This is a genomic window from Agromyces zhanjiangensis (assembly GCF_040496055.1).
GTDB classification, from domain to species: Bacteria; Actinomycetota; Actinomycetes; order Actinomycetales; family Microbacteriaceae; genus Agromyces; species Agromyces zhanjiangensis.
This window is the reverse complement of the sequence record NZ_JBEPKB010000007.1, coordinates 174,363-187,221: the sequence shown is the minus strand read 5'-3', so window position 1 is coordinate 187,221 and position 12,859 is coordinate 174,363. Positions and strand designations below refer to the sequence as shown.

11 protein-coding genes are annotated in these 12,859 nt (G+C 70.5%); 4 read left to right on the top strand and 7 right to left on the bottom strand.

What is annotated here, in order from left to right:
• Positions 1 to 126 precede the first annotated feature (126 nt).
• Positions 127 to 615 carry a YajQ family cyclic di-GMP-binding protein gene (locus ABME02_RS14120; protein WP_353815983.1) on the bottom strand — a complete coding sequence of 163 codons (489 nt, stop codon included), beginning with the start codon at positions 613 to 615 and terminating at the stop codon, positions 127 to 129.
• 238 nt (positions 616 to 853) lie between these two features.
• Here ABME02_RS14120 and ABME02_RS14115 point away from each other — a divergent pair, with 238 nt between their 5' ends.
• The gene (locus ABME02_RS14115) at positions 854 to 1,849 is read left to right on the top strand and encodes a type IV toxin-antitoxin system AbiEi family antitoxin domain-containing protein (RefSeq protein ID WP_353815982.1); all 996 of its coding nucleotides are present in this window, start codon (positions 854 to 856) and stop codon (positions 1,847 to 1,849) included.
• 279 nt (positions 1,850 to 2,128) lie between these two features.
• Here ABME02_RS14115 and ABME02_RS14110 read toward each other — a convergent pair whose 3' ends face one another.
• The 5 genes from ABME02_RS14110 to ABME02_RS14090 all read right to left on the bottom strand — a co-directional run bounded on the left by ABME02_RS14110 (position 2,129) and on the right by ABME02_RS14090 (position 9,311).
• The gene (locus ABME02_RS14110; RefSeq protein ID WP_353815981.1) at positions 2,129 to 3,850 is read right to left on the bottom strand and encodes a glycoside hydrolase family 13 protein; all 1,722 of its coding nucleotides are present in this window, start codon (positions 3,848 to 3,850) and stop codon (positions 2,129 to 2,131) included.
• A gap of 98 nt (positions 3,851 to 3,948) precedes the next feature.
• On the bottom strand, positions 3,949 to 4,884 hold the full coding sequence (locus ABME02_RS14105; RefSeq protein ID WP_353815980.1) for a carbohydrate ABC transporter permease: 936 nt from the start codon (positions 4,882 to 4,884) through the stop codon (positions 3,949 to 3,951).
• Positions 4,884 to 5,822, bottom strand: a complete 939-nt coding sequence (locus ABME02_RS14100; RefSeq protein ID WP_353815979.1) for a carbohydrate ABC transporter permease — start codon at positions 5,820 to 5,822, stop codon at positions 4,884 to 4,886. Before ABME02_RS14100 ends, ABME02_RS14105 begins: the two co-directional genes overlap by 1 nt.
• Before the next feature lie 2 nt (positions 5,823 to 5,824).
• The gene (locus tag ABME02_RS14095) at positions 5,825 to 7,153 is read right to left on the bottom strand and encodes an ABC transporter substrate-binding protein (RefSeq protein WP_353815978.1); all 1,329 of its coding nucleotides are present in this window, start codon (positions 7,151 to 7,153) and stop codon (positions 5,825 to 5,827) included.
• A gap of 34 nt (positions 7,154 to 7,187) precedes the next feature.
• Positions 7,188 to 9,311: an alpha-galactosidase gene (locus tag ABME02_RS14090; protein WP_353815977.1), complete on the bottom strand. Its 2,124-nt coding sequence runs from the start codon at positions 9,309 to 9,311 to the stop codon at positions 7,188 to 7,190.
• Positions 9,312 to 9,427: 116 nt separating this feature from the next.
• On the opposite strand from ABME02_RS14090, the gene ABME02_RS14085 reads away from it, so the two are divergent.
• Entirely contained in the window at positions 9,428 to 10,588 is a 1,161-nt protein-coding gene (locus ABME02_RS14085; protein WP_353815976.1) for an ROK family protein, read from the top strand.
• Between the two features lie 158 nt (positions 10,589 to 10,746).
• Here the strand turns inward: ABME02_RS14085 and ABME02_RS14080 are convergent, their stop codons facing one another.
• Positions 10,747 to 11,766, bottom strand: a complete 1,020-nt coding sequence (locus ABME02_RS14080) for a LacI family DNA-binding transcriptional regulator (RefSeq protein WP_353815975.1) — start codon at positions 11,764 to 11,766, stop codon at positions 10,747 to 10,749.
• Between the two features lie 177 nt (positions 11,767 to 11,943).
• Here ABME02_RS14080 and ABME02_RS14075 point away from each other — a divergent pair, with 177 nt between their 5' ends.
• Positions 11,944 to 12,108 carry a hypothetical protein gene (locus tag ABME02_RS14075; protein ID WP_165307681.1) on the top strand — a complete coding sequence of 55 codons (165 nt, stop codon included), beginning with the start codon at positions 11,944 to 11,946 and terminating at the stop codon, positions 12,106 to 12,108.
• Between the two features lie 10 nt (positions 12,109 to 12,118).
• On the top strand, positions 12,119 to 12,790 hold the full coding sequence (locus ABME02_RS14070) for a PH domain-containing protein (RefSeq protein WP_353815974.1): 672 nt from the start codon (positions 12,119 to 12,121) through the stop codon (positions 12,788 to 12,790).
• Positions 12,791 to 12,859 lie beyond the last annotated feature (69 nt).

Below are 12,859 nucleotides of genomic sequence, written 5' to 3'. Positions count from 1 at the left end.
AGGATGCGGCGGTCGAGGCTCGAGCGCAATCGGTCGACGCAGGTAGTGCGCGGGGTCGCCGTTCGTGCGCGGCCGCGCCGCGGCATCCGCTCGCCCTGATCTCAGGCCGGCGGGATGCCCCGGTCGTCAGCGGAAGTTGACGAACTGGAGGTCGACGTCGAGGTCGGCGGCCTTCAGCAGGCGGATGGTCTCCTGCAGGTCGTCGCGGCTCTTCGACGAGACGCGGAGCTCGTCGCCCTGGATCTGCGACTTCACCGACTTCGGCGCCTCGTCGCGGATCATCTTGCCGATCTTCTTGGCGTGCTCCTGGTCGATGCCGTTCTTCAGGCCGATCTCGATGCGGAACTCCTTGCCCGACGGATAGGGCTCGCCCGAGTCGAGGGACTTCAGCGAGATGCCGCGCTTGATGAACTTCGACTGCACCACGTCGAGCACCGCCTTGACGCGTTCGTCGGTCGAGGCCTTCAGCAGGATCTTCTCGCCCGACCACTCGACCGACGCCCCCACGCCCTTGAAGTCGTAGCGCTGCTCGACCTCCTTGCGGGCCTGGTTGACGGCGTTCTCCGCCTCCATCTTGTCGACCTTGCTCACGATGTCGAACGTCGAATCAGCCATGCGCGCCAGTCTACCGAGGGGGTGCTCGTGCCTCTCCCGATTATCGTGCCGCTCGAAGTGAGGTTTCTGCGTGTGAGTCGCCTGCGGGAGTGGACTCGGGCGCAGGAACCTCACTTCGGAGCGAGATGCGCCACGCCGCGGCGGCGCCCGTCCTCCACGGGAGGCGTGCCCGCGAATGCGCTCACCCGGGTCGTCGCTGCAGGCGGAAGGAAGGACGCTTCACGGCACCATCGGCGGAGTGATCGATGAGCTTCCCACTACCGAGCACGGGCTCGTGCTCGCACGAGACCTGCGCGCAGCCGGGCGCGAAGCCGAGCTCTATGCTGCGGTACGAGCGGGGGCGCTCGAGCGCGTTCGGCGCGGCGCGTATCGGGTGCCCGGAACTGCCGAGGCGACCATGCCCGTGGCGAAGGTTGCGGCGATACGTTATCGGGCAGCCGTCCAGGCAGCGGCGCTGAAGCTCGCCAAGCCGGTGTTCACCGGTCACTCAGCTGCGGCACTCGCCGGGCTGCCGATCGTCGGGCCCTGGCCGTCCCACGTCGTCGTGATGTCGCGTGACGGTCTCGGGAGCCGTCGCCCAGGCGTGGTGTCCGTCGCGCGGCCTGCGTCGCTCGAGGTCTACGAATCCGATGGGTGTCGGACGACGAGCATCGAGTTCACGCTGATCCAGCTGGCGAAGCAGGCGCCGCTCGCGGCGGCCCTGGTTGCGGCGGATGCCGCACTGCACATTCCGAGACGAGGCGATCGCAGCACACCGCTCACGACACTCGTGGCGCTGCGAGCTGAGCACGAACGCCTCGGACGGTACCCCGGATGCCTTCGCGTCGACGCAGTGCTCGACCGAGCCACGACCGATTCGGACTCACCGCTCGAGACCATGAGTCGCTTGGTCCTCGAGGAGTTCGGCTTCCCGATCCCAGTACTCCAGCACCGGGTGTGGTTGCCGGAGTTGCAGCGCAACGCCGACCTCGACTTCTTCTGGCCCGAGTACGAGATAGCCGCGGAGGCGGATGGCGATGGCAAGTACCTCGGCGCGGGCGGTGTCGCTGCCAGTGCCACGAGCGTGGTGCGGGAGAAGGAACGGGAGGACGCGATTCGGCGCCTCGTTCGCGGATTCGCTCGCTGGGACTGGAACGACATGTGGAGGAAGGAGCCCGTGCGGGCGCGTCTCAGTTCCGCGGGCCTTCCCATGGTGCGGACGCCGATCAGATTGATCGCGCTCGGCTCGAAGTGAGGTTTCCACGTGTGAGCGAGGTCTCGAAACGCACTCAGACGCGGAAACCTCACTTGGAGCGAGTCACCGAGGGCGTGCGGAGGTGGCGTGCAGGATGCGCTGGCGCTCGAAGTGAGGTTTCTACGAGGGAGTGAGTTCTCGAACCGTGCTCACACGTGGAAACCTCGCTTCGAGCGGGAGGGCGCGCGTGGGCGCGGGAGGGGGCGCGCGGGCGCGCGGGCGCGCGCCGCGGAGTGCGGGCGCCGCGGGGCGCGTGCCGCGGGGCGCGCGCCGCGCGCGTCAGCGGAGCCAGAGGGTGGTCTCGCCGGGGACCACGGCGGGCGCGTCGGCGGCGCGAGGGCTGCTCGCGAGCACCACCTCGAGGTCGGCGAGCCCGGCGGGCAGCGCGAACGGCGTCGTGCCGAAGTTCGTCACCACGGTCCATCCGGTCGGGCGCTGGAAGGCGAGCACGTCATCGGCGCCGCCCGAGCCCTCGTCGTCCAGCGCGATCCACGCGAGCTTCTCGGCGCCCTGCAGCTCGTGCCGCAGCGCGAGCGCGCGGCGATACATCGAAAGGGTCGACGACGGATCGGGCGCCTGCGCGGAGACCGCGTAGGACGCGAACCACGACGGCTGCGGCAGGTGCGAGGCATCCGAACCGGCCGACCCGAAGCCGAACGACGGCGCGTCGGCGACCCAGGGCAGCGGCACGCGGCATCCGTCACGGCCGACCTCGACACCGGCGTTGCGGAAGAACGTCGGGTCCTGGCGCTCCGAGTCGGGGATCTCGGGGACCTCGGGCAGCCCGAGTTCCTCGCCCTGGTACAGGTAGGCGCTGCCCGGCAGGCCGAGCAGGAACAGCGTCGCCGCGCGCGCTCGCCGAAGCCCGCGTTCCGCGTCGACCGCAGGCGAGACCCCGCCCGCGAGCAGCCACGCCTTGCCGAGGTCGTACTCGACCGTGTCGTCGTCGGGCAGGCCGTAGCGGGTCGCGTGCCGGACCACGTCGTGGTTCGAGAACACCCACGTGTTCGACGAGCCCGTCTCGCCCGCGAACGCCATGTTGCGGTCGACGATCTCGTGGAACTCGCCGGCGTCGAAGTTCGCGCGCAGCAGGTCGAAGTTGAAGGCCTGCCCGAGGCTGGTCGGTGCCGCGTACCGGTGGCGGCGGGTCGGCGCGACCCACGCCTCGGCGACCGCGATGCGCGGCGGGTCGTACTCGTCGAACACGGCGCGCCACTCGGCGTAGATCTCGTCGAGCTCCTCGCGGTCCCACAGCGGGTGCGAGCCGTCGGTCGCGAGCTTCGTCGCCTCGAGCTCGGCGTGCGAGCGCAGCGGATAGGTGAGGTCCTTCGCGAGGGCGTGCGCGACGTCCACGCGGAATCCGTCGACACCGCGGTCGGACCAGAACCGCAGCGTCCGCAGGAAGTCGTCGCGCACCTCGCGGTTCGCCCAGTTGAGGTCGGGCTGCTCGGGCGCGAACAGGTGCAGGTAGAACTGCCCGTCGCCCACGGGCTCCCACGCCGACCCGCCGAAGATCGACTGCCAGTCGCTCGGCGGCTCCGAGCCATCCGGGCCCTCGCCGTCGCGGAAGATGTAGCGCTCGCGCGCCACCGACCCGCGCGGCGACGCGAGCGCCTCGCGGAACCACTCGTGCCGGTTCGAGGAGTGGTTCGGCACGATGTCGGCGATGAGCCGGATGCCGGCGGCGTGGAGCGCTGCGATCAGCTCGTCGAAGTCGGCGAGCGTGCCGAGCTTCGGGTCGACGTTCCGGTAGTCGTCGACGTCGTAGCCGCCGTCGGCGAGCGCCGACGGGTAGAACGGCGAGAGCCACACCGCGTCGACGCCGAGCTCGACGAGGTAGGGAACGCGCGAGGTGATGCCCTTGAGGTCGCCGATGCCGTCGCCGTTCGCATCCGCGAAGCTGCGCGGATAGATCTGGTAGACGGCGGCCTGGCGCCACCAGTCGGGATCGGCGGCGAGCACGGTGGCGTCGGCGAGGGTCGACGGGCGGATGTCGGTCATGCGGTGCGGTTCCTCTCGAGGGAGCGGGATGATGCGGCCGAACGGATGCCGCGGGGCGGGGTCTGCACGCAGCGCCCGCCCCGCGGCATCCGCGCACATTACTTGATGGAGCCTCGGGTGACGCCGGAGATCACCCAGCGCTGGCTGAAGATGTAGACGATCAGGAGCGGCGCCATCGCCATGAGGTACGACGCGAACGCGACGGTGTAGTCGGTGTTGAACTGCCCCTGGAACACGTACTGTGCGAGCGGCAGCGTGCGCGCTGCCGGGTCCGTCAGCACGACGAGGGGCATGATGAAGTCGTTCCACGCCCACACGCAGGTGAGGATTCCGACCGTCGCGTTCATCGGGGTCAGCAGCGGGAAGATGACCTGCCAGAACACCCGCCACGTCGATGCGCCGTCCATCCGCGCGGCCTCTTCGAGCTCGATCGGGATCGAGCGGATGTAGGCGGTGTAGATGAAGATGTTGATCGACAGCCCGTAGATCGTGTACAGCAGGATCATCCCTGCCTGGTTGTCGAGCCCGAGGATCGCGGTCTGCTTCACCAGCGGCAGCATGATGATCGGGAACGGGATGAACAGGGCCGCCAGCAGGTAGAAGAAGACGCCCTTGAAGAACGGCCGGTGGATGTTGCGGGCGAGCGCGTACGCGACGACCGAGCTGGTCAGCAGCGTGAACACGACCGACCCGACCGTGATCATCGCGGTGTTCAGGAGCACCTGCGGGAAGTTCGTCCGCTCCCACGCCTCCGGGAAGTTCTCCCAGCGGACGGGGTTCGGCCACTCGAATCCCGTGCCCGACACCAGTTGGTCCGGTGTCTTCAGGGCCACGACCACGGCGAGGTAGAGCGGGATGAGCACGGTGAGCGAGCAGACCGCGATGAGTGCGGTGGCCCACCAGTTGATCCGGCGGGTGTCGTCGGTCTCGCGGCCTCGGCCGCGCCGGGGGCGACGGCCGCCGCCGACGGCGTCGGTCGTGCCCGTGGACAGGGCCTCCTCGGCCTGGGCGAGTGTGGCGGTTGCGGTGGTCATCAGAAATCGGCCTCTCTGCGCTGAAGGACCCGGAACTGGAAGAGGGAGACGACCGTGATGACGATGAAGAAGATCACCGCGTTGGCCGACTGGTACGCGAACTCGCCGCCTGAGAACCCGCCGCGGAAGACCAGCAGCGTGACCGATTCGGTCGAGGTCCCGGGGCCGCCGTTCGTGAGGGCCACGATCTGCTCGAACACCTGCAGGTAGCCCTTGAGGCTCAGCACCACGTTGATGGTGAAGAACGCGCCGATGAGCGGGAAGGTGATGGAGCGGAACTGTCGCCAGGCGCCCGCGCCGTCGATGGACGCCGCTTCGTAGAGCTCCTGCGGGATCGTCTGCAGGCCCGACAGGTAGATGATGATCGCGAACGCGCAGGCCTGCCAGACGGCCAGCACCACGATCGCCGTCCAGGCCCAGTCGGGGTTCGTGAGGATGTTGTCGCGGAACAACGGAACGCCCGAGAGGAGCTTCGGCAGCGAGTTCGAGAAGAAGAACTGGAACACGTAGCCGATGACGAGGATCGCGAGCACGTACGGCACGAAGTAGACGCCGCGGAAGAAGTTCCGGCCGACGATCTTCGCGTTGAGGCCCATCGCGATGGCGAGCGAGATGACGTTCGTGAGGATCGTCGCGACGATGGCGAAGAGGAACGAGAACCCGTACGCCGCGAGGATCCGGTCGTCCCGGAAGAGGTTGGCGTAGTTCGACAGTCCAACGAAGTTCCATGCGCCGTAGCCGGCGTAATTCGTGAAGCTGAAGAAGATGCCGACGATCACGGGCAGCGTGTGGAAGGCGGCGAACGCGATGACCGCGGGCCAGACCATCCAGTAGTAGGCGGGCATCGCCCGCTTGCCCGAGGTGCGCAGGCGCTTGGCTCGTTGCTGCTTCGCGCCGCCGGCCGAGGTCGAACGCACCGCCTGGGTGAGGGTGCTCATGGTCATTCTCCCGTCACTGGGATCGTGCGAGCGGCGACCTTCGCCCACTCGCGGTCGAGGGTGGCGAGCGAGGCCTCCGCGTCGCCGGTGAAGAGGGCCTGCTGCACGGTCACGTCCAGCGGGATGCCGGGCGGCACCTGGTGGTCGATGAAGCCGGTGATGCGGCCCTCCTCGAACCACGGCGCGACCGACTGGATCGCCGGGGCATCGCTGAGCTCGGCGCCCTCGACGGAGGGCACCATGTTCTGCGACGCGGCGAACGCCTCGATGACCTCCGGCTGGAAGAGGTAGTCGATGAATCGCTGCGCCTCCTCCTGGTGGGGTCCGTCCTTGCCCATCGTCACGACGACGTCCACGCCGGAGACGAGCAGGCGGTCGTCGGGGTCGTCGGTGCCGGGGTAGGGGAAGATGCCGAGGTTCACATCGGGGTTGATGCCCTGGATCGGGTTCACCGCCCAGATGCCCTGCATGAGCATCGCGGCCTCGCCGTTCGCGAACGCCGCGTTGCCGTCGTCGTAGGTGCGGCCGCGGTAGCCCTCCTGCGCGTACGAGTAGAGTTCGGCCTGCTGCTCCATCGCGGTCGGGAAGTCCTTCTCGAACGAGACCGGCGAGTCGGGGCCGACGTCCTCGCCCTCGGCTCGCATCTCGTCGAAGAAGTCGCCCTGCGCCGGGTACGCACCGAGCGCGTTCCACGACGGGAGCACCGTCCACGAGTCGGCGAGCGTGCCGTAGAACGGCGTGATTCCGGCATCCGCCAACGCGTCGCACACCGCGATGAGCTCGTCGAAGGTCTCGGGCACCTCCAGGCCCTGCTCCGCGAAGATGTCGCGGTTGTAGATGATGCCGTTGGCGTTGTTGACGTAGCCGAGGCCGTTGACCTCGTCGCCGTACGTGCCGAGGTCGGCGAGGATCTGCTGCACTGCGGGGTTGATCGTGTCGAGCAGCGGGTCGCCCGTGAAGTCGTGGAAGACGCCCGCCTGCGCGAGGCGGCCGAAGTTGCCGTTCGCGTTCAGGGTGATGACGTCGGGCGTGCGGTCCTTCACGAGGAGGGTCCGGATCAGGGTGTCGGCGTCGGCGACCTGGTTCTGCACGACGTCGATGTCGGGGTTCTCGGCCTCGAAGTCGGCGATGATCTGCTCGAAGTCCTCGAGGGCCTCGCCCTTGAACTGGAAGAAGTCGAGCTTCACGCGGTCGTCTCCGGCGCCGCTCGCGCAGCCGGCGAGGCCGAGGCCGGTCACGGCGACGAGGGCGACGGATGCCGCGGCGAGCGCTCGGCGGCGGGCGCGTCGTCTCCGATGCGGCTGCCGGCGGGTCGAGTGGTGGGTCATCATGCGCCTCCTTGCGCGAGGTGGTCGGTCGGGATGGTCAGGCGGAGGTGAGTTCGAGCAGCACGAGCTGCGCTGGGTGCAGCGCCGGGGCCTGCAGGCCCACGGTGCCGAGCTGGCGGCCGGTCAGCGTGATCGGCGCGTCGGCCCATGGCAGCGGCGACTGGCCGGGGCCCGCCGCGGGGTCGCCGCCGGCGACGCGCACGACGTAACGCCGCTCGGGGTCGAGGCCCGGCAGCGTGAACCGGCCGGGCGGGAGGGTCACGCCGGTGGTCACCTGCGTGAACGTGAAGAGGGCGGATGCCGCGTCGTGCGCGACCACGCCGCGGACATCGGTCGCGGCATCCGTCACATCGCCGTGGACGAGCACGCCCGAGTGGATGAGGTCGCGATGGCGCGTGTGGCGGGCGACCCAGGCGGCGACCGCGTCGAGGCCCGCGTCGTCGAGGTTCGCGAGGTTCCACTCGATGCCGAAGTGGCCGAGCATCGCGACGCCGGCGCTGAGGTCGAGGCTCACCGAGCGGCCGGTCGAGTGGACCTGGGGGCTCGTGAGGTGCGCGCCCATGAGCTCGGTCGGCACGAGCAACCCGGTGTACTTCTGGATCTGCAGGCGCTCGATCGGGTCGAGCGTGTCGGAGGTCCAGATGCGGTCGGTGTGCTCGAGGATGCCGAGGTCGACGCGGGAGCCGCCGGACGCGCACGACTCGATCTCGAGGCCCGGATGCCGGCGCTTCAGCGCCGCGAGCAGGCGGTACAGGGCGAGCACGTTCTCGTGCACCCGCGGGCGACCGGTGTCGGCGGCGCCGGCCTCGAGGAGGTCGCGGTTGTGGTCCCACTTGAGGTACGCGATGTCGTATTCGGCGAGCAGTGCGTCGAGCCGGTCGAGCAGGTACTGCCAGGCGTCGGGGTGCGCGAGGTCGAGCACGTGCTGCTGCCGCGCGGGCACGGGGAGCTCGTCGCGGCCTCGGAGGATCCAGTCGGGGTGCTCGCGCGCGAGGTCGCTGTCGAGGTTCACCATCTCGGGCTCCACCCACAGCCCGAACTCCATGCCGAGCCCGCGGACGCGGTCGATGAGCGGCCCGAGCCCCTGAGGCCAGACGCCCTCGTCGACGTACCAGTCGCCGAGGCCCGCGGTGTCGTCGCGGCGTCCGCGGAACCAGCCGTCGTCGAGCACGAAGCGCTCGACCCCGACCTGCGCGGCCCGCTCGGCGAGCGCCGTCAGCGTGTCGAGGTCGTGGTCGAAGTAGACGGCCTCCCACGTGTTGAGCGTGACCGGTCGGGGGCGGCGCGGATGCTGCGGCCGGGCGCGGAGTTCGTCGTGGAACCGCTTCGACAGCTCGTTCAGCCCGTCGCCCCACGAGCCGATCGCCCAGGGTGTCGTGTACGACTCGCCTTCGGCGAGCTCGATCTCGCCGGGCACGAGCAGCTCGCCCGCGGCGAGGAGCGCTTCGCCGGTCGGGGTGCGCTCGGCGCGCAGCGCGTGATTCCCGCTCCACGCGGTGTGCACCGCATGCACGAGCCCGCGCTCGAAGCCGAAGCCCGTGCGACCGGCGGCGAGCAGGAGGCTCGCGTCGGAGCCCGGGCGGCCGCGTCGGCTCTCGCGGAGGTGCGTCCCGATCGTGAAGGCGTGGCGCTGCGGGCTGCGCTCCCGGAGGTGGCGGCCGGTGGTGTCGAGGAGCTCGTCGGCGCTGGGCGGCACCGGGAACGTGGGGGCGAGCGCGACGAGCGCGTAGGGCTCGGGGGCGAGGTTCTCGAGCGTGATCCGCTGGCGCACGAGGCCCGAGTCGGTCACGCGCACGTCGACGGTCGCGGTGAGGCCGGCCGCGGCATCCGTCGCCCTGATCACGGCCGAGGCGCCGTCGACGTCGATGGAGTCGGTGACGAGCTTCGTCGAGAAGGCGCGGCCGGCGCGGTGTCCGGCGAGGCCGGGGGTGCCGAGCCAACCCTCGGCCTCCTGGGGGATGAGGGTGAGCGGCGCGGGGCGGTCGAGGTTGCCGGACACGCGCTGCGGGAGCGCCGCGACGGCCATCGCCTCGAGGTCGGCGGTCGGGAGGGCGCCGAGGTCGACGCCCCAGTGCACGATCACCGGCAGCGCCGCTCGGGCGGGGTCGAGCACCACGCTGGTGCCGCCGTTGCGGAGGTGGATCGGCGCTGATCGGAGCATAAGTTATTTCTACGACAGAAATAACGGAGTGTCAATCCTTACTTCCCGAGGCGGTGCACTGGGGCGGATGACTCCGGTTCATGTCATGATGGAACGAATCGCGTGAGGAGGCGAAGATGACCCAGGTGGAACTCGGCGACTCCGCACGAGAACTCGCACGCGAGGTCCTCATCCACGGCCCGATCTCCCGCGCCGACCTCGGCCGCCGCCTCGGGCTCTCGCCCGCGAGCCTCACCCGCCTGTCCAAGCCCTTCCTCGACCGGGGACTCTTCGTCGAGTCCGCCGAGGCCGTGCAGGGCGCCACGGGGAGGCCGGCGAGGCCCCTCGACGTGCGCGTCGACGCGCGGCGCTTCGTCGGCATCAAGCTCACCGGAGAGGCGGCGTACGGCGTGCTCACCGACCTGCGCGCCACCGCGCTCGCCCAGGTCGAACGTGCGCTCGACGGCCACGAGATCGAGCGCGTCGTCGAGGTGATCGCGGGGCTCGTCGGAGAGCTCGCCGGCGTCGGCGCCGCGGGCGTCGTCGACGACTCCGTCCCCGGCGGCGTCGGCCTCAGCATCGGCGGCAACGTCGCCGGCCAGCGGGTCGTCACTCGCGCCCCGTTCCTCGGTTGGCGGGACGTGCCGCTCGCCGAGCTGCTCGAGGCGCGGCTGGGCCTCCCGGTCGACGTCGAGAACGACGTCACGGCGCTGACGACCGCCGAGCAGTGGTTCGGGCCCGCCCGCGCGCACGACGCGTTCGCGGTCGTGACCGTCGGCGCCGGCGTCGGCTACGGCCTCGTGATGCACGACCGCGTCGTGACGACGCCGGACACCGGCCTCGGCCTCGGCGGCCACCTGCCGCTCGACCAGAACGGCCCCCTCTGCCTCGACGGTCATCGCGGCTGCTCGACGGCGATGCTCTCGATCCCGAGCATCTGCGCGCAGGTCGGCATCGCGCTCGGCCGCGAGGTCGGCTACGACGAGGTGCTCGAGCTGGCCGCTGCGGGGCATCCGGCCGCCCGATCGGTGACGGATGCGGCGGGCCGCGCGCTCGGCCGGATGATGGGGTACATCGCGAACCTCACGATGGTCGACGCGATCGTCCTCTCGGGGGAGGGCGTCGGGCTCTGGGAGGTGGCCGGCGAGACGGCGCTCACCGCGCTCGCCGCGGACCGCGACCCCGAGGCGACCCCGGTCGAGGTGCTCGTGGACTCGACCGGCTTCGCCTCGTGGGCGCGCGGAGCGGCGGCCGTCGCCATCCAAGGGGCGCTCGGCCGGCTCCGCCTGCCCGCCTGACGCGAGCTCGCTGGGCCCTGGGCCCCGCGCTCATGCGCTCGAAGTGAGGTTTCTGCGTCTGCGCACAGTATCGAACCGAGCTCACACGCAGAAACCTCACTTGGAACCGCGCGTGGGGCGGGCGAGCTCACGCGAGGGATGGCGAGGCGTGGCGCGGATCAGCGCTCGGGCGGCACCGCCGTGGACGAGCGGACGCGGAGCTCGAACGGAAGGGGCGTCGCGGCCGGCGGCGGGGCATCCGGACCGGGCTCGAGCTGCTCCATGAGGATGTCGACGGCCTTCTCGCCCTGCCCGCGCGGGAACTGCGCCACAGTCGAGAGGCCGAAGAACTCCGAGAGGTCGTAGTCGTCGATGCCGATGATCGAGACGTCGCGCGGCACGACCATGCCCAGGTCGCGTGCGGCGAGGATCGAGCCGATCGCCATCTCGTCGGAGGCCGCGAAGATCGCGGTCGGCCGGTCGTGCGGAACGCCGAGCAGCTGCTTCGCGGCGTGGTAGCCGCCCTGGATCGTGAAGTCGGCCGGCGCGAAGATGCGGGGATCGGGCTCGACGCCCGCGTCGCGGAGCGCGGCCTCGTACCCGAGCCGGCGGTTCGTCGGCAGGTGGAAGTCGAGGTCGAACTCGAGGTCGCCGCCGATGTGCGCGATGCGACGATGCCCGAGGGCGATGAGGTGCTCGGTCGCGAGCCTCGCGACCGCGGCGTCGTCGATCGTGAGCGTGCGCACCCCGGGGATCGGGCCGCCGACGCCGACGAGGGGCTTGCCCAGGTCGTGCAGGCGCTGCACTTCGTGCTCGGTCAGCTCGAGCGAGACCGCGACGACGGCGTCGACCCGCTGGCGCAGCAGGAAGTGCTCGAACACGCTCGAGCGCTCGCGGCCGTCGCCCGACAGGTTGTACAGCGTGACGTCGTAGCCGTGCCGCAGCAGCGCCTGCTGCGCGCCCTCGAGCACCGACGCGAAGAACCACCGGTTGAGGAACGGGATCACGACGCCGACGTTGCGCGTGCGACCCGACGCGAGGCTCGAGGCATTGGACGAGACGACGTACCCGAGCTGCGCCGCGGCATCCACGACCTTGGCCTTCGACGCGGGGGAGACGTGACCGCGGCCGCTCAGGGCGCGCGAGACCGTCGCGGTGGAGACCCCCGCGAGCTTGGCCACCTCTTCGATGCCGACCATGGATTCCTCGCCTGACGCCGTCCGCCGGGAGCGCGGACCGGGACAGCCGATCCTATCGCCGCGCGGAGTGGCGCGTTGAGGGGTGCACCGGCGTGCGGTAGAAATGAGCGAGTCCGGGGTGGGCCTTCGGGGGGCCTGGCTTGCCCATACCCACCTCTACTCGAAGGGATCACCGCCGTGAAGTGGGTCAAGCGAATCGCCATCGGCCTCGTCATCGGGTTCGCCCTGTTCTACACGATCACCAGGCCCGAGGATGCCGCGAACGCCGTCCAGGGCGCGTTCGCCGCCGTCTGGGGTGCCGCCGAAGCCGTCGGCCGGTTCTTCACCTCGCTCGCATCCTGACGGGGCATCCGTGAGCGCCGACGCACGCAGCATCTTCGACCCGCACGTCGAGCGGTTCCTCATCGCCGACGAGGGCGAGGTCGTGGTGGACGAGGTCGCGAAGCACTGGGCGGCGATCGTCAAGCCGGTGCTCGGGCTCGTGGCATCCGTGCCGTTGCTGCTCCTGGCGTTCGTCGTGCCGCCGCAGGCGTGGTGGTTGCCGGCGATCCTCGCGATCGGGCTCGCGGTCTACTGCCTGTGGCGGATCCTGCAGGCGCAGATGGACCGGTTCGTCATCACGAACATGCGCGTGTTCCGCGTGCACGGCATCCTGACGCAGAACATCGCGACGATGCCCCTCTCGCGGATCCTCGACATCTCGGTGCACCGGCCCGTCGTCGGTCGCATCTTCGGGTTCGGCCACATCATCTTCGAGTCGGCGGCCCAGCGGCAGGGCCTCAACGAGATCCGGTACGTGGGCTCGCCCAACGAGCGCGACCTCACGATCCAGCGCGTCATCGCTCGGGCCGGCCTCCGCGGGCCGGTGAGCCGTGCGACCGGAGCGCCGCTCGGCCCGGCCGCGATGGGCCCGGGTCCCCGGGCGTCCTCGGCGACGGGCTCGGCGCCGCGCGTCTCCCCGGCGACGCCCGACCACGCCGAGGGGCTCGGGCCGAACGACACCGTCCCGATCGAGCGCCTCTGACCCGACCGGGGCCGACGTTCGCCTCGATTTCACGCATCGGCCCGCCGCGGGTATCCTTGTGTGGCCCCC